The organism is Brevundimonas sp. VNH65, from assembly GCF_049445955.1.
GTDB lineage: Bacteria > Pseudomonadota > Alphaproteobacteria > Caulobacterales > Caulobacteraceae > Brevundimonas.
This window is the reverse complement of sequence record NZ_JBMSDX010000001.1, coordinates 790,854-806,024: the sequence shown is the minus strand read 5'-3', so window position 1 is coordinate 806,024 and position 15,171 is coordinate 790,854. Positions and strand designations below refer to the sequence as shown.

Annotated in this window: 14 protein-coding genes; 3 read left to right on the top strand and 11 right to left on the bottom strand. The window is 69.1% G+C overall.

All coding sequences use genetic code 11. From position 1 onward, the window contains the following. Positions 1 to 713: 713 nt before the first annotated feature. On the top strand, positions 714 to 1,103 hold the full coding sequence (locus ACO2Q1_RS03910; protein WP_423328223.1) for an AAA family ATPase: 390 nt from the start codon (positions 714 to 716) through the stop codon (positions 1,101 to 1,103). On the opposite strand, the gene ACO2Q1_RS03905 is transcribed toward ACO2Q1_RS03910, so the two are convergent. From ACO2Q1_RS03905 to ACO2Q1_RS03860, 10 genes are all read right to left on the bottom strand, one after another. Next, on the bottom strand, positions 1,054 to 1,998 hold the full coding sequence (locus ACO2Q1_RS03905) for an acyltransferase family protein (RefSeq protein WP_423328222.1): 945 nt from the start codon (positions 1,996 to 1,998) through the stop codon (positions 1,054 to 1,056). The two genes, ACO2Q1_RS03910 and ACO2Q1_RS03905, sit on opposite strands and share 50 nt — an antisense overlap. Before the next feature lie 423 nt (positions 1,999 to 2,421). After that, positions 2,422 to 2,847: a CopM family metallochaperone gene (gene copM / locus ACO2Q1_RS03900; RefSeq protein WP_409020788.1), complete on the bottom strand. Its 426-nt coding sequence runs from the start codon at positions 2,845 to 2,847 to the stop codon at positions 2,422 to 2,424. A gap of 30 nt (positions 2,848 to 2,877) precedes the next feature. Further along, entirely contained in the window at positions 2,878 to 5,457 is a 2,580-nt protein-coding gene (locus tag ACO2Q1_RS03895) for a heavy metal translocating P-type ATPase (RefSeq protein WP_409020787.1), read from the bottom strand. A gap of 9 nt (positions 5,458 to 5,466) precedes the next feature. Continuing rightward, positions 5,467 to 5,598 (bottom strand): hypothetical protein, encoded by a 132-nt coding sequence (locus ACO2Q1_RS03890; RefSeq protein WP_409020786.1) that lies wholly within the window; start codon positions 5,596 to 5,598, stop codon positions 5,467 to 5,469. A gap of 10 nt (positions 5,599 to 5,608) precedes the next feature. Beyond that, positions 5,609 to 6,220, bottom strand: coding sequence for a methyltransferase family protein (locus tag ACO2Q1_RS03885; protein WP_409020785.1), 612 nt, complete (start codon positions 6,218 to 6,220; stop codon positions 5,609 to 5,611). Beyond that, a complete protein-coding gene (locus ACO2Q1_RS03880) occupies positions 6,217 to 6,822 on the bottom strand; it encodes a cation transporter (protein WP_191558641.1) in 606 nt (201 codons plus the stop codon). Before ACO2Q1_RS03880 ends, ACO2Q1_RS03885 begins: the two co-directional genes overlap by 4 nt. After that, positions 6,819 to 10,040: an efflux RND transporter permease subunit gene (locus ACO2Q1_RS03875; protein WP_409020784.1), complete on the bottom strand. Its 3,222-nt coding sequence runs from the start codon at positions 10,038 to 10,040 to the stop codon at positions 6,819 to 6,821. Before ACO2Q1_RS03875 ends, ACO2Q1_RS03880 begins: the two co-directional genes overlap by 4 nt. Positions 10,041 to 10,053: 13 nt before the next feature. Then, positions 10,054 to 11,268 (bottom strand): efflux RND transporter periplasmic adaptor subunit, encoded by a 1,215-nt coding sequence (locus ACO2Q1_RS03870; protein ID WP_409020783.1) that lies wholly within the window; start codon positions 11,266 to 11,268, stop codon positions 10,054 to 10,056. Next, positions 11,268 to 12,521, bottom strand: coding sequence for a TolC family protein (locus ACO2Q1_RS03865; RefSeq protein WP_423328221.1), 1,254 nt, complete (start codon positions 12,519 to 12,521; stop codon positions 11,268 to 11,270). The genes ACO2Q1_RS03870 and ACO2Q1_RS03865 overlap by 1 nt, the downstream gene beginning before the upstream one ends. Before the next feature lie 57 nt (positions 12,522 to 12,578). Then, positions 12,579 to 12,911 (bottom strand): hypothetical protein, encoded by a 333-nt coding sequence (locus tag ACO2Q1_RS03860; protein WP_423328220.1) that lies wholly within the window; start codon positions 12,909 to 12,911, stop codon positions 12,579 to 12,581. A gap of 162 nt (positions 12,912 to 13,073) precedes the next feature. Here ACO2Q1_RS03860 and ACO2Q1_RS03855 point away from each other — a divergent pair, with 162 nt between their 5' ends. Beyond that, positions 13,074 to 13,538, top strand: coding sequence for a DUF411 domain-containing protein (locus ACO2Q1_RS03855; RefSeq protein ID WP_409020780.1), 465 nt, complete (start codon positions 13,074 to 13,076; stop codon positions 13,536 to 13,538). 43 nt (positions 13,539 to 13,581) lie between these two features. Here the strand turns inward: ACO2Q1_RS03855 and ACO2Q1_RS03850 are convergent, their stop codons facing one another. Further along, complete coding sequence (locus ACO2Q1_RS03850; protein ID WP_423328219.1) at positions 13,582 to 14,028, bottom strand: MerR family transcriptional regulator; 447 nt, start codon at positions 14,026 to 14,028, stop codon at positions 13,582 to 13,584. Positions 14,029 to 14,098: 70 nt separating this feature from the next. Between ACO2Q1_RS03850 and ACO2Q1_RS03845 the strand changes: the two genes are divergently transcribed. Continuing rightward, the gene (locus ACO2Q1_RS03845) at positions 14,099 to 14,926 is read left to right on the top strand and encodes a cation transporter (RefSeq protein WP_423328218.1); all 828 of its coding nucleotides are present in this window, start codon (positions 14,099 to 14,101) and stop codon (positions 14,924 to 14,926) included. Positions 14,927 to 15,171: the final 245 nt, after the last annotated feature.

The following is a 15,171-nucleotide window of genomic DNA, read 5'->3' as shown; positions in this document are numbered from 1 at the left end:
ACAGATCGGCCGGCCTGCTGCGCTGGTTGATGGCTGCGCAGACCGGCCTCTTGCCAACCCCAACAACCCCAGCTCAGATCAACGACGGACTCTTGTTATGGCTGGATGAGAAACGGGGGTCACGTCAGCAAGCTTAGGCGCCGCGCGCGCCAGTTTGAAGGACACTCCAGTTTCCCAGTGCTTCAGGAACTGGCGTAGCGATTATCGACTTCTGCAGATGCGGAGCACGCCTTCCTAGCCTTCTTGGGCTCTATCATCCGACCAGCACAGCTCGGACCCCTCAGTCTTGCGCTTGGCGCGCGTCTTACCACAATATCTTGACGCGCCCTTGAACCCGTGACACGAATCGGCTCAAGAATGAGGGTAGGTTAACAGCCCCTTTCCCTGCCCTGCGACTCGGCACATAAGCTGTCGATATGGGTTGGGCTACGGCTGTTCCGATTCCATTCAATTCGATCGACTGCCCGCGCTGAGTAGGGGCGCGGCCTGCGTACCAGATGATGGAGCGTGGCTACTGAATTGAGCGTGAACATGGTGGGGAGAGGACGACCGTTCCCGACTGGCAGGTCTTAAAAGAAGGCCGCCCTCTCTCCGATACCGACTCATTCCGGGTCGGCGGCGCGATCTTATGCATCGCGATCGCGTGCGCACAACCGTCGCCGCGATGGAGCGCCTTCCCGGATCATTCCTCTGAACCGAAAAGGCCCCTCTTTATGAACTCCGGCGTTGCTTACCGCTGCACCCTTCCCGATACCGCGTTCGAGTCCGCATGGGACTCGATCAAGATGGACCAGGCCATCAAAGATCGCCTGATCGCGCAGGCGATGCTCGCCCTGACCGTGCGACGGTCAGTCTCCTTCGACGTGGCGCCCTTGCACGGCCTGATGGTGCTCGCTGGTCCTCCGGGGACCGGCAAGACCACCCTCGCCCGAGGCTTGGCGACCAAGGTCGCGGCCATGTTGCGGCCGTCCAAGGTCAACTTCCTGCAGATCGATCCCCACGGCCTCGCCAGCGCCTCGCTGGGCAAGAGCCAGCAGCAGGTGGGGACCCTCTTCAACCAGACCATCCCCGAAGCCGGCATGGGCGGCTTACCTCATTCGTGAGAAACATGGCGAAGGCCATCAGGCCGAGTTGCTCGATCAAACGCGACGGCCGCGCCACCGGCAGGGCTCCGGCCGCCCAGATCAGGATGGTCAACAGGATCAGCGAGATCAGGGCGAGGTCCCCGATCGCCTGCGCCACGACAAAGCCGGCCATGGCGGCCAGACCGACGCGCCCGGCCCATCTCGGCGCCACATAGCGGCGCGCGCCCATCAGGGCGGCGGCCATCCCCAGCAGAAACAGCGGCAGCGCCCGGACGAAGCCGAACCGCAGGGGAAGGCGGAAAAGGGGATCGCCAAGCCAGCTCCGGCTGGCCCAGTCCGCGACCAGCAGCAGGACCACCGCACCGACCACGACGGTCCCGGGGCCCAGCCGCCAGAGGGCGCGACAAATCCACGGCAGGAGGAGATAACAACCCAATAGAGCGGACAGGGTCCAGGTGGGCGCATTCCAGCCTTGGCCGCCGGGTACGCCATAGGCTTGCATGAGCAGGGCCTGGGCCGGCAGCTGGCCCCAGTCGAACCACTGCGGATTGCTCGGTGCGATCCCGGCCAGAGCGGCCGCCGCGACGAGCAGCGCCAGGGTGCCGATGACCACCAGATGAGACGGGACGATGCGCAGAAGGCGTTGGCGCACATAGGATCGCAGCGGGATCGTCCGGCCTGCGAAGCCGTCGCCGTAGATCCTGGCGAGGACATAGCCGGAGTCGATGATGAAGAAGTTCGTCAGCAGATAGCCGCGGTCGAAGACGGGATGAACCTCGCCGAGCGCAACGGGCGCGGCCTCGCGGAAATGGTAGAGGATGATCAGGGCGGCCGCGACGAAGCGCAGGACGTCGAGCCATCCCCCGCGCGCGATCCGAACCGGAGCCTGCGTGGTCGCCTCCCCGACCGTCATCCGTTGGACCCGACAGAACCGCCGTCGCCTGAGATGGTGTGCCTGTGGGGGTTGAGGCTGATCTTGTCGCGGCCGGTGTACAAGGCCGCAGATCCGAGAAGGCAGACCAGTGCCATGATCACGGCCATCAGCCGGCCCGTAGGGTCCTTTGCCGCCATACGGAACGTCAGAGCGCTCAACGGCAGCATCACCCCGCCGAATGCGACGTATAGGGGGATCCGATAGGTCGTCGCCAAGGGGACGGCCACGCAGAAGACGACGAGAGCGGCCGTCAGGCTGACCCCCACCGCGATCAGTGTGTCCCGGATCGGGCGAAACGGCGCCGGCGGACGGGGGCGCCGGGACCGGCCCCGGGCGCGGTATTTGCCGGGACGCCAGCGGGGCACCCGGCTGTGAATCGTGGACCGCTTCGAGCCCATCGGCCTAGTTCGGCCGGCTCTCGCGGGTGGCCAGCCACACCCGCATGCGGACGATCTCCGCCTCCTGGGTCCGGATGACCTCCTGGGCGAGGCCGCGTACCTCCGGATCGGAGCCGTGCTCGAGCGCGATCCTGGCCATGGCGACCGCGCCCTCGTGGTGGGCGATCATGCCACGCATGAAGTCGACGTCGGCGTCGCCGCTGTACTCGATCTCCATGGCCGAATGCATCCGGGCGTTGGCCTCCTTGTAGGACCGGGTCGCCGGGCTGTCGGCCGCCGCGTCGCTGTGGCCAGCGTGTTGATCGATGGGCCGGGCATCGACCGCTGGGGTCGCGGACGGTCTCGCGGCCTGGCGGGACAACATGCCGAAGCCGAACACCGAGACGAGAAGGAAGAGCGCGATCACGCTGACCCATCCGATGCGTTTCATAGGGTTCTCCTGTGCTTGGGGTTTACGAGTTCACGCGGCCTCTCGCGGGCCGCGCCAGGCGAGCAGACGCAGCGCGTTGAAGACGACCAGCAGCGTCGACCCCTCGTGGAGGGCTACCGCCGGACCGATGCCGAGCCCGAAGATCGTCGCCGGAACGAGGAAGGCCACCACGCCGAGGCTGACGAACAGATTCTGACGGATGATGCGGCGGGTCTGCCGGCTGAGGCCGACGGTGAACGGCAGCTTGGACAGGTCGTCGGCCATCAGGGCGACGTCGGCCGTCTCCAGGGCGACGTCCGATCCGGCCGCTCCCATGGCGACGCCCACGGTCGCCGTCGCCATCGCCGGGGCGTCGTTGACCCCGTCTCCGACCATGGCGACCTTGGCCTCCGCCCGCAGTTTCTTGATGGCCTCGACCTTGTCCTCCGGCATCAGGTCGCCCCAGGCCTCGGTCAGGCCGACCTGCCCGGCGACCGCCTGGGCGGCCTTCTGATGGTCGCCCGAGATCATGATCATCCGGCGGATGCCGAGCGCGCGCAGCGCCGTCAGCGTCTCGCGCGCCTTCGACCGGGGCGTGTCCAGAAGCCCGATGATGCCGAGGTCCTTGTTTCCCTGCCGCACCACCATGAGGGTGCGGCCCTCGTTGCGCAGGGCGGCGACGGCGATCTCCGTATCGGGGCCGAGCGGCGCGATGCCATCGGCGCCGAACATCTCCGGCTTGCCGATCCAGATCTCCTCACCCTCCAGCCGGGCGGTGACACCTTTCCCCGTCAGGCTGCGCAGATCCGTCGCGGTTCGCGCGGGCGCGGTCGCCAGGCGCTGGCTTCCATCCCGGACGATCGCCTCCGCGAGCGGATGGTCGCTGAGCCGTTCGACGGCGACGGCGATCTTCAGCAGTTCGTCTTCGGTCGTCTGGCCGAAGGGCACGACATCGGTGATCCGCGGCTTGCCTTCGGTGAGGGTCCCGGTCTTGTCGAAGGCGATGGCGTCCAGCGCGCCCAGGTTCTCCAACGGCGCTCCGCCCTTGACCAGGACCCCGGCCCGGGCCGCCCGCGCCACGCCGGACAGAACCGCGCTGGGCGTGGCGATGGCCAGGGCGCAGGGGCTCGCCGCCACCAGCACCGCCATCGCGCGGTAGAAGCTGTCGCGGAACGGCTCGTCGACGACCACCCAGGCGAACAGGAGGACGAAGGCCAGACCGAGGACCAGGGGGACGAAGACGCGCTCGAAGCGGTCGGTGAAGCGCTGCGTCGGCGACTTCTGGGTCTCGGCCTCGCTGACCATCCGTACGACCTTGGCCAGGGTCGTGTCGTTAGAGCGCCGCGTCGTCTCGATCTCGATCGCGCCGCCGCCATTGATCGTGCCGGCGAAGACCACCGACGACGCCACGACCGATGCGGGCCTGGCCCGCGCCTCCTCGGCGTCCGTGACCGGCTGCTTGTCGACCGGGATGCTCTCGCCGGTGACCGGCGCCTGGTTGACGCTGGACGTGCCCTTGATCACGAAGCCGTCGGCCGGCAACCGCTCGTTCGGCCGGACGACGACCAGGTCGCCGATCTCCAGCTGCTCCACGGGCAGTTCGACGACCTGATCGCCGCGTCGCACATGGGCGGTGCGCGGCGCCAGGGCCGCCAGCGCCTCGATCGCCTTCTTGGCGCGGCCCAAGGCGTAGTGCTCGAGCGCGTGCCCCAGGCTGAACAGGAACAGTAGCAGCGCCCCCTCCGCCCAGGCGCCCAGCGCGGCCGCGCCGGCGGCCGCCACCAGCATCAGGGTGTCGATCTCGAACCGCTTGCGCCGCAGGTTTCCGATGGCTTCGCCGACCGTGAACCAGCCGCCCAGGGCGTAGGCGATCAGGAAGAGCGCGAACGGCAGCACCTCCGGGAGGGCCGGAACGAATTTCTCGATCAGCCAGCCGACCGTCAGGGCGACGCCGCTCCCCACGGCGAAGATCAGCTCCGTGTTCGGCCCCAGCACCCCGCCATGGCTATGGTCATGGCCGTCGCCCTCGGAATGGCCGTGGTCGTGTCCGTCGCCCTCGGCGTGTCCGTGATCGTGGCCGTCTTCCGGATCGTGCCTCGACGCCGCGTCCGGCGCCGCTTGCGGGGCCACGTCCGGGACCGCTTGCGGCGCCGGCCCCACAGCCGCTGGCGGGCTGGCGACGGCCGACGTCGCCGTCAACTTGAGACCAAGAGACGCCAGGCGCTCGACCAATCTCTCCCGGCTCGTGGCCCGGCGGTCGAACTCCAGACGCAAGGCGCCCGCCGGATCCAGCGCGGCTTCGATGATGCCGGCTTCCTCGCCCAAGGCGACCGCGAGCGTGCGGGCGTGACGCGCATGGCGGACGCCGTCCACGCGTCCCGTCAGATGTCCGAACCGCTCGCTGACCTCGGCGCCGGCCTGCCGCGCCCGCCGCCTGACCTGGGCCAGCGACAGCAGGTCCGGATCGTAGTGGATGCAGAGCTCCGCGCCGTCCGCGCCTTCGACCAGATGCGCCTCGGACACGCCCGCCTCGGCCTGCATGAGGGCGATGAGACGGCCCACGCATCCATCCTGGGCGTCAGGCGCGTGAGGAAGGAGGACGGGAATGTTGAGCCGGAGGGTCTTCGGCATGATCGGGCCTCAGGGGAAGTCGCGGGTAAGGTTGGAGCGCTCAGGGATGAGAAGACCGGCGCCTTGCATGGCTGCGCCCGCGGCGAAGGCGGCGAGGGCCAGGATCGCGCTGAGCAGGGTGACGAGACGTTTGCGATCCACGTCGACCTCCTCAGGGCAATGCGACGACGGCGTCGAGCCAGCCGATCGCCTGGAGGCGCTCCAGCCCTTCGAACACGGGCAGCGCCAGGAGGAAGACAAAGCCGTCGCGGACGGTCTTGAGGAAGAACGACGGGCGGACCGACAGCTCCGGCTCGTCCCGCCAGAGGCGAGGATCCGGAAGGAAGCGCGGGGTCCGCTCGTAATACCTCCGGTAGGTCTTGCCGAAGGCGGTCCCTAGGTAGCTCTCCTCGCGTCTCGCGACGATCAGGAAGACCGCCCAGCAGGCCAGGGCGAACGCGAGGCCGACGCTGAGGCTGCCGGTCTGGGCGCCGACCCCGAAGGCCCCGATGACGCTGAAGACGTAGAGCGGATTGCGGCACAGGGAATAGGGTCCGCTGGTGACGATCACCTGCTTCTTGCGCCCGCCGATGTATAGGGAGCACCAGGCGCGTCCGAGCACACAGACCATGATCGCCACCAGGCCGAGATGCTCGACCGGGTGTTCGAGCCCGGGCAGCGCTCGCACGAGAGCGGTCCAGGCCAGCAGGGCGAACAGGCCAGCGGCGATGAAGAGTTTCCGCCACCGCTGGACCGAGGCGATGTCGATCAGGGGCGGGCTCATGCGTCCGCCTCCGCGCCGTCGCGTCGCGCGGCCCGGGCGTCGCCGAGGATGTCGAGCCCCCCCTTTGCCGCGATGGCCGCGACCAGGACGCCGACCACCAAGTCGGGCCAAGCCTGGTCCAGCCACATCACCAGACCGCCGGCGACGAGGATGCCGCCGTTGGACGCGAAATCATTGAGGCTGAAGGTCTCGGCGGCCTTCATGTTGACGTCGCTGCTCTGCTGGCGACGGATGAGCATGAGGCAGATCAGGTTGATGACCGCGGCGATGACGGCGAGGACCATCATGGTCGGGCCGACCGGTTCCGTCCCGGTCAGCGTCCGGCGCAGGGCGTCGAGCAGGACGAGGACCGCGAAGATCAGCAGCATCACGCCAGAGACCTGAGCCGCGCGGGTCTTCCAGATCAGGGCCCGGCCGACCGCGAGGAAGCTGATCAGATAGACGGCCGCGTCGGATCCGTTGTCCACGGCGTTGGCCAGCAGGGCGCTGGAGTCGGCGGCGAGGCCGCCGACTCCCAAGCCCACGAACAGCAGAGCGTTCAGGGCCAGCACCGCCAGAAGCGTGCGGCGCTGGACCTGCTCCGTTCCGTGAGCCCCGCTCATTCCTCGATCCCTTCCGCCTGTCGATGCTTCACGGCCTTGGCCGCGAAGGTCGGCAGGACCAGCAGGGTCAGGGCGGTGGCGGTCAGGAGGCCGCCGATGACCACGGTCGCCAGAGGCTTCTGCACCTCGGCCCCCGCGCCATGGGCGATCGCCATCGGGATGAAGCCGACGATGGCGACGAGGGCAGTCGTCAGCACGGCGCGCAGCCGGCTGAAGGCTCCCTCGATCGCGGCCAGCCTTGGGGCCGCGCCCGCCTGCAGACGTTCACGGATAGCCTGCATCAGAACGAGCCCGTTGAGCGTCGCCACCCCCGACACGGCGATGAAGCCCACCGCCGCCGACACCGAGAACGGCATGCCCCTCAAGAGAAGCGCCAAGGCGCCGCCGACGAGGGCCAAAGGCACGCAGGCGAACACCAGACCGGCCTCCGCGAACGAGCCGAGGGCCATGAACAGCAGCACGCCGATCAGGACGAAGACGATCGGGATGACCAGACCCAGACGCTGCTCGGCCCGCTTCAGGTTCTCGAACTGGCCGCCCCAGTCGAGGCGGACCCCGGTCGGGAGCTGGATCTGATCGACCTGCTTTTGAGCGTCCGCTACGAAGCCGCCTAGATCGCGACCACGGACATTGGCCTGAACGACCATGCGGCGGCTGCCGTTGTTGCGGCTGATCTGGTTCGGCCCTTCGGCGCTCTGGATTCGGGCGACCGAGGACAAGGGCACGGTCACGCCGGTGGACGAGACGATCGGCAGAGCGGCCAGGGCCGCGGGATCGTTTCGCGCCGCGTCCGGAAGGCGGACCACCACGTCGAAGCGACGGTCGCCTTCGAAGATGCGGCCCGCCTCCGCGCCGCCGATGGCGGCGGAGACCGCTTCGGAGACGTCGGCGGCGGACAGGCCGTAGTTGGCCGCCGCGAACCGGTCGACGCTCACCGTCAGGGTCGGCAGGCCCGACGCCTGCTCGACGCGGACGTCGGCCGATCCGGGCGTCTGACGCAGGGCGTTGGCGACCTGGTCGGCGACCCGTTGCATGGTGGCGAAGTCGTCGCCGTAAACCATGACAGCGAGGTCGGTCCGCACGCCCGAGATCAATTCGTTGAAGCGCAGTTCGATCGGCTGGCTGAACTCGAAGTTGTTGCCGATCTGCTGGGCGGCGACCTCCTCGATCCGGGCGATCAGCTCTTCCTTCTCAAGGTTGGGATCCGGCCAGTCCCTGCGGTCCCTAAGCACGATGACGCTGTCCGAGATGTTCGGCGGCATCGGGTCCACCGCCGCCTCGGCCGTGCCGGTGCGCGAGAACATCGTCTCGACCTCCGGCTGGGCCTTGATGGCGCGCTCTAGCGCCATCTGCATGGCGAGGGACTGCTCCAGCGAGGCCGAGGGCACCCGCAACGCCTGCATGGCGATGTCGCCCTCGTCGAGGGTCGGGATGAACTCTCGGCCCAGCGTCATGAAAGACGCCGCCCCGATGACCAGCATGCCGACCGCCGCGATCAGCACAATCTTGGGCCGATCGACCGCAGAGCGAATGGCGGGCTCGATCCAGCGGCGCGCCTTTCGAAGGATGAAGGTTTCATGCTCGTGCGCGTGGCCGTGTTCATCGACCTCCACCTTCTTGGGATCCCGCACCAGAAGCGCGGCCATGGCCGGCACGAAGGTGAAGGAGAAGATGAAGGCGCCGACCAGGGCGAGCATCACGGTCGCGCCCATCGGGATGAAGGTCTTGCCCTCGACCCCCTCGAGCATCAGCAACGGGGTGAACACGAGCAGGATGATCAGCTGGCCGTAGGCGGCCGGCTTGACCATCTGGCGGGCCGCCGCGCCCGCGACCTCCAGCCGCTCGCGCCGCGTCAGCATCCGGCCGACTTCGGCCCGGCGCTGGCTCAGCATGAGCAGGGTGTTCTCGACCACGACCACCGCGCCGTCGACCAGAAGGCCGAAGTCGAGCGCGCCGAGGCTCATCAGGTTGCCGCTGATCCCGAAGCGGTTCATGCCGATGACCGCGAACAGAAAGCTGATCGGGATCATCAGGGCGGTGATCGAGGCTGCGCGGATGTTGCCGAGCAGCAGGAACAACACGACGATGACCAGCAGCGCGCCTTCCGTGAGGTTGCGCGCCACCGTGGCGATGGTGGAGTTCACCAGCGCCGAACGGTCCAGCACCGTCACCGCCTCGATGCCTGGCGGCAGGGTCCTCTGGACCTCCTCCAGCCGATCCCCGGCCGCCTGGGCGACGGTGCGGCTGTTGCCGCCGGCGATCATCAGGGCCGTTCCGAGGACCGCCTCGTGGCCATCGCGGCTGGCGCCGCCGAGCCGTGGAGCCTGTCCGATCTCGACCGCGGCCACATCAGACACTCGCACCACCAGCCCGCTGCGGTTCACGACGGGCGCTTGGGCCAGATCCTCGATCGTCAGCGCCAGAGCGTCGGTGCGGACGGTCAGGGCTTCACCGGCGCGTTGCACATAACCGGCGCCGGCCTGGGTGTTGGCCCGGTCGAGCGCCTGGATCAGGTCGCCCATGCCGAGGCCGTAGGCCGACAGGCGCGCCGCGTCGGGGCGAACCGCATACTCCTTCACATAGCCGCCGACGGTGTCGACGCCGGCCAGGCCGGGCGCCGTCCGCATCTGCGGGGCGATGATCCAGTCCTGCACGGTGCGTAGATAGGTCGCCCTCGCTTGGGGCGTGGTCAGGAGTTCGCCCTCGGGCGTGAGGTAGTTCCCCCCCGCCTGCCAGCCGGGTTGTCCCGGCCGGGCCATGTTCTGGCTGTTGAACGGCTTATAGTCGACCGTCCACATCAGCACCTCGCCGAGCCCCGTCGTGATCGGCGCCAGCGCCGGCTCCACGCCCTCGGGCATGGACTCGCGGGCCTGGGCCAATCGCTCCGCGACCTGCTGGCGGGCGAAATAAATATCGGTCTGGTCGGTGAAGATGACCGTAACCTGGCTGAACCCGTTCCGGCTGAGGGATCGGGTCGAGGTCAGGCCGGGGATCCCGGCCATCGCCGTCTCCAGCGGATAGGTGACCTGCCGCTCGATCTGCTCGGGCGCGAGAGCCGGAGCCACGGTCGTGATCTGGACCTGGCGGTTGGTGATGTCCGGGACGGCGTCGATCGGCAGTTTGGTGAGGTTGAACAGGCCGACGGCCGCGACCAGAGCCGTGGCGAGCACCACGAACCAGCGGAAGCGGACGGAGGCCTCGATGATGGCTTTGAACATTCGATCCCCTCCCCTAGTGGCCGTGCTCGGCTTCGCCCTTGGCCATTTCGGCCTTAAGCAGGAAGGCGTTGGCGGCGGCGACGCGCTCGCTGCCCGTCAAGCCGCGCAGGATTTCCGTGCGGCCCGCCGCCTGACGTCCAACGAGCACCGGGGTGGCCTGGAAGCCGCCCTGGACCTGAACGAAGACGACGGTGTTTCCCTCAACGGTCTGAACCGCCTCGGTGGGGACGGTCAGGCCGCCGGTGGATTGCCCGGTGACGACAGCGCCCGTGACGGCCGAGCCGGCCGGCGGCAGGGTGGCGCCGACGGGCCGGGCGCGGATGACGGTCGCCCCGCTCTCGCCCGTGCCCGCGTCGGCGGCTACGCCGGTCACAACGGCGTCGAATTCCCCGTTCGGGCCGGTGACGCGTATGGACGATCCTGCGCGCACGTTGGCGGCGAGGGCCGGCGGTGCGTTGAAGACCATCTCCACACGCGCCGGATTGCTGACCTCCGCGACCACGCCGCCCTGGGCGACGAAGCCGCCCGGTCCGACCTGCACGCTGCTCACGACGCCCGCGATGGGGCTGGTGACGCTCAGGCGTCCGGACGCGTTCGGCGATCCCGCCGCGCTGGAGCGCGCGCGGGCGGCTCGGGTCGCCGCCTCCGCACTCAGCAACTGGGCGCGGGAGGCCTCCACTTCCTGCCGCGCGACGATGCCCTGGTCGAAGAGGTTGCGGTTCCGCTGGTAAGCCTGCCGCGCCGCCTCGGCCTCGGCCGTCGCCGCATCGGCCTCGGCCCGGAAGGTCGCCGCCTCGCCGCTCACGACGCTGACGAGCGGCTGACCGGCGCGGACGCTCTGGCCGGGCGCCACGAGGACGCGCTCGACCCGACCGCCGACCGCTGCGGCGACGGCCGCGCGGGAATCCACCATCGGCTCGACCCGACCGGCGAGACGGGTTTCTCCGCCCCCCCCACCGCCGACGCTCACGACCGTGATGCCGGCCGCCTGGATCTGCGCGGCGGTCAGCTCGACCCGACCTTCGGGCGCCTCGCCCTCTTCCGCATGTCCGGCCTCGCCTTCCGCGTGACCGGCTTCGCCTTCGGCGTGGCCGGGCTCGCCTTCCGCCGCCGGGGTCGCCGCCGGGTCGTTCCGTTGCGTCGCCAGCCAGAGGCCGCCTCCGCCGAGAACGACCAGGGCGGCGACGCCGCCGATGAGCAGGGTCTTGTTGGATGTGCGCTTGCGCATCACTGGGCTCCTTGGAAGGGGGCGCGGCCGTCCAGGCGCGCGAGATCGATCTCGGCGCGGACGCGCGCGAGACGGGCGTCGACGGCGGCGGATCGCGCGTTGACGAGGGCGGTACGGGTGACGCGCAGCTCGACCTGGGAGATGCGACCGGCCTCGAAGCCGATGCGCGACAGGCGGTAGGCCTCCTCGGCGGCGGTGACGCCGGCGTCGGCGGCCGTCACGCGGCTCGCCGAAGCGGCCAGGCGCGCCACGGCGGCGGCGCGATCGGCCTGAGCCTCCTGCCGCGCCGCGAGCAGGCGAGCATCCGCCGCCCTGAAGTCGGCCTGAGCCGCCTCAATGTTCCCCCGGTTTCGGTCGAACAACGGCAGCGGCATGCTGATTCCGAAGGTCAACGCAGTCGCGTCCTCCGCCTCGAAGCGGCGAATGCCCACGCTGGCGTTGATGTCCGGGCGGGCCTGGACTCGTTGCACGTCGATCCGGCGTTCGGCGGCCGTGCGCTCGGCCTCGGCGACACGCACGGTGGGAGCGTCGTTGATCGCCGCCCCCACGGGGGTCGGCGCCTCGTCCAGCAGACTGGCGTCGATACGCGTCACGGGCGACGGGATCATCGCCACGGCGGTGAGGCGGGCGTAGGCAGCGTCCCGTTCGGCGATGGCTTCGTCGAGGGTCGCTCGGGCCGACGCGGCTTCGGCCTCGCCCTGAATGCCGCGTAACAGCGGCTCGCGCCCCTCCTCAACCAGCGCCAGGGCGGCGCGGGCATCGGCCAGGGTCAGGGTCAGGACCTCTTCCGCCAGGGCCGCGCGGCGCTGCGCCGCCTCGGCTTCGGAATAGACGAGGGCCAGGCGACCGGCGGCGTCGATCACCGCAAGATCGCGCTGCAGGCCGACGGCGCCGGCTTCGGCGCGCGCGGCGGCGATGCGGCTCGAGCGCCGTCCCCAGAGTTCGAGGTCCGTGCTCAGCGCCAAGGTCGTGTCCGCGTTGTCCATTCCCGAGAAGGGTCCGGAGCCGAAGGCGTTCTCGACATCGAGCCCGAGCACGGGGTTGGGACGCACGCGCGCTTGCCGCACGCGGGCCTCCGCGGCGTCGAGATTAGCGCCAGCCTCAAGGGTGGCGGGCGTCTGGCCGAGTTGCGCGAGCAACTGGGCATAAGTCGGGGCGGGGTCAGCCCAGGCGGGACTGACCAGAGTCGCTGCGATTGCAGCGACCGCGCAGCCGACCGCGAGACGCGGTCGCCGGCGAGATGTGGGGGACATGTTCCATTTCCAGATTTCTGATCACGAAGAGGCGCCCGCAAGGGCGCAGGCCTTCGGTCAGACTCTGGGCGGTCGCTTCAGGCCGTCGGGCGTGACCGAGGCTAGGACGTCATCGTGGCGGCCGCTTTGCAGCAGCAGTTCGCCGAACGCGGGCGCGATGGCGTCGACGCCGTGGGCGCGCGCCGTGGAGGTATGGTGGCAGTGTCCGTGGGCGCAGATGCCATGGCTCCCGGACGGGTCGCCGTGGTCGCCGTCGTCGGGATTGTGATCGACGAACGCGTGGGCCGCGGGGGGCTCCGGCATGCAGGTCGCGGCGTCGACGGCGGGCGCAAAGAAGAAGGCGGCGAAGACGAGTGTCATCGCCGCGATCAGCTTTGCCCATGTCGTCATCGACGAGGTCATCGCGCGCTCGTTACTTCCGTTCTCCAGAGGTGGCAATCTGTTACAAAGTCCACAGGCTTCCGAAACGCCCTGCGGCCCGAGGTCAGCGGCGACATGTCGCGTGCACCAATCCGGCGCGCTGCTATGGTCCTTCCGCCCGCAGGAGCCGCCATGTCATCCCAGAGTTCCAACCGCCGCGCCGCCTTGATGACGGGCTTGGCGATTGCGGCCCTCCCCTCTGTCGCCCTGGCCGTGGGCGCCCGACAGATCACCGTCTACAAGACGCCGTGGTGTGGGTGCTGCGGCGACTGGGTGGAGCATATGCGCGGCGCCGGCTGGACGGCGCGCGTGGTCGAACTCGAAGACCTCGCTCCTATCCGGACCCGGCATGGAATCCCGGACCGCCTCTCGTCGTGCCACACAGGCGTGGTCGGCCGCTACGCCATCGAAGGCCATGTGCCGGCGTCGGATGTCGATAGGCTCCTGCGTGAAGCCCCCGCCGCTCGCGCCCTTACCGCACCTGGCATGCCGGCCGGATCGCCCGGCATGGAAGCCGCCGGCCACGAGCCCTATGTCACTCTCTTGATCCTTGCGGATGGCTCGACACGCCCCTTCGGACGGCACAACGGCGCGTAAGGCGGCCGCCACCGCCCGACCCCTCACTCCGGCCTGGTGACGATCAAACGGCGGAAACGAAGGCGGGACGGGCGCCGTCTTCAGCGGACGGAGCTCTCAAGGCGTCGAGAACGCAGCAGGCGTCGACCGTCGTCCGCCCACACTGATCGAGCACCGAGACGAGAGTCTTCTCCAGCCGTCGCAGATCCGAAATCTTCGCGCGGACGGCTTCCAGATGATCCGCCGCCACGTGATCGACGGCCTGACACGGACCGGCGGCAGGCCCAGTGGACAGCGTCAGCAGGCTGCGGATCTCCTCGTGCGAGAAGCCGAGGTCGCGGGCGCGCCGGATGAAGGACAGGCGGTCCAGATGCGCCCGCTCATAGATTCGGTGGCCGCCCTCCCCGCGATCCGGCTCGTCGAGCAGTCCGATCCGCTCATAGTAGCGGATGGTGACCACCTTGCAGCCGGTGCGTCGCCCAAGCTCGCCGATCGAAAGTCTCTCCGCCACCAGCCTTGAACCTATAGGGACTATAGATCGTATATCGGCGACCGACACGTTTTCGGCAAGGCTCGCTCCGATGAAAGACTGCTGCTCCCCTCCGACGTCCGACGAGGTCGGCCCGACCTGTTCGCGCCAGAGCGTCCTGGAGCCGGCGTCCGCTCCGGCGGCGCCGGGGTGCTGCTCCGGGCCGACCCCCTGCGCCTCCACGCCGTCCTTTGTCACGACCGCGCCCATCGTCCCGGCCCGGACCCATTTCGCGGGTGATGACTGCTGTTCCGCCAAGGGCGACGAGATCGCCGCGCTGGGTGAGCACGCCGACGTCCGGCGCGTGCTGGTCATCGTGCTGGTGATCAATCTGCTGATGTTCTTCGCCGAGTTCGGGGCGGGTCTGTTCGCGCGCTCCACCGCCCTGATGGCGGATTCCGTCGACATGCTCGGCGACGCCCTCGTCTACGGGCTGAGCCTCTACGCCCTGAAGCGCAGCCTGCGCTGGCGCGCCGGAGCGGCGCTCGTGAAGGCCGCCGTCATCGCCTCCTTCGGCGTCTGGGTCTTCGTAGAGGTGGTCCGCAAACTGATGGGCGACATCACCCCGACAGCCGAAACCATGGGCGTGTTCGGCGCGATCGCCCTGGTCGCGAACCTCGCCTGCCTCGCCATGCTCTACCGGTTCCGGAACCGCGACGTGAACCTGTCGAGCACATTCGAGTGCTCCCGCAACGACGTCATCGCCAACACCGGCGTGCTGATCGCGGCGGGCGGGGTCGCCTGGTTCAACGCCGGCTGGCCCGACATTTTTGTCGGCGGGATCATCGCCATCCTGTTCTTCCGCTCGGCGATCAAGGTGCTCGGCGAAGCCTGGCCTCAGTTCCGTTCCGCGCGGTCGCAGGCCGTCGCGCTCGACTAGAGTCGGTAAGGCTCAGCAGAAGTTGGGATGTGTATTAATCGCGATTCCTACTCCTCTTGCTTATCGTTACTACCTCGGCCGCCGGGGCGCCGAGAGAGATCGACGGAATGGGCATGGGCTCACAGACGGGCGTTTCGCCTCGATCGCGAAGCCGCCATTGTTCGTCGGTCAGCGGCAGCCGGTTCGACACCCAGGCGGTCGAGGGCAGACCGCCCTGGATGGGGCGCACGTCCCCTTCGGCCCGT

What these genes read in the sequence shown, in the direction of transcription:
- ACO2Q1_RS03910 (WP_423328223.1), top strand. Translation starts at nt 714, where the DNA reads ATGAACTCCGGCGTTGCTTACCGCTGCACCCTTCCCGATACCGCGTTC.
- ACO2Q1_RS03905 (WP_423328222.1), bottom strand. Translation starts at nt 1,998, where the DNA reads ATGACGGTCGGGGAGGCGACCACGCAGGCTCCGGTTCGGATCGCGCGC.
- copM (WP_409020788.1), bottom strand. Translation starts at nt 2,847, where the DNA reads ATGAAACGCATCGGATGGGTCAGCGTGATCGCGCTCTTCCTTCTCGTC.
- ACO2Q1_RS03895 (WP_409020787.1), bottom strand. Translation starts at nt 5,457, where the DNA reads ATGCCGAAGACCCTCCGGCTCAACATTCCCGTCCTCCTTCCTCACGCG.
- ACO2Q1_RS03885 (WP_409020785.1), bottom strand. Translation starts at nt 6,220, where the DNA reads ATGAGCCCGCCCCTGATCGACATCGCCTCGGTCCAGCGGTGGCGGAAA.
- ACO2Q1_RS03880 (WP_191558641.1), bottom strand. Translation starts at nt 6,822, where the DNA reads ATGAGCGGGGCTCACGGAACGGAGCAGGTCCAGCGCCGCACGCTTCTG.
- ACO2Q1_RS03875 (WP_409020784.1), bottom strand. Translation starts at nt 10,040, where the DNA reads ATGTTCAAAGCCATCATCGAGGCCTCCGTCCGCTTCCGCTGGTTCGTG.
- ACO2Q1_RS03870 (WP_409020783.1), bottom strand. Translation starts at nt 11,268, where the DNA reads ATGCGCAAGCGCACATCCAACAAGACCCTGCTCATCGGCGGCGTCGCC.
- ACO2Q1_RS03865 (WP_423328221.1), bottom strand. Translation starts at nt 12,521, where the DNA reads ATGTCCCCCACATCTCGCCGGCGACCGCGTCTCGCGGTCGGCTGCGCG.
- ACO2Q1_RS03860 (WP_423328220.1), bottom strand. Translation starts at nt 12,911, where the DNA reads ATGACGACATGGGCAAAGCTGATCGCGGCGATGACACTCGTCTTCGCC.
- ACO2Q1_RS03855 (WP_409020780.1), top strand. Translation starts at nt 13,074, where the DNA reads ATGTCATCCCAGAGTTCCAACCGCCGCGCCGCCTTGATGACGGGCTTG.
- ACO2Q1_RS03845 (WP_423328218.1), top strand. Translation starts at nt 14,099, where the DNA reads ATGAAAGACTGCTGCTCCCCTCCGACGTCCGACGAGGTCGGCCCGACC.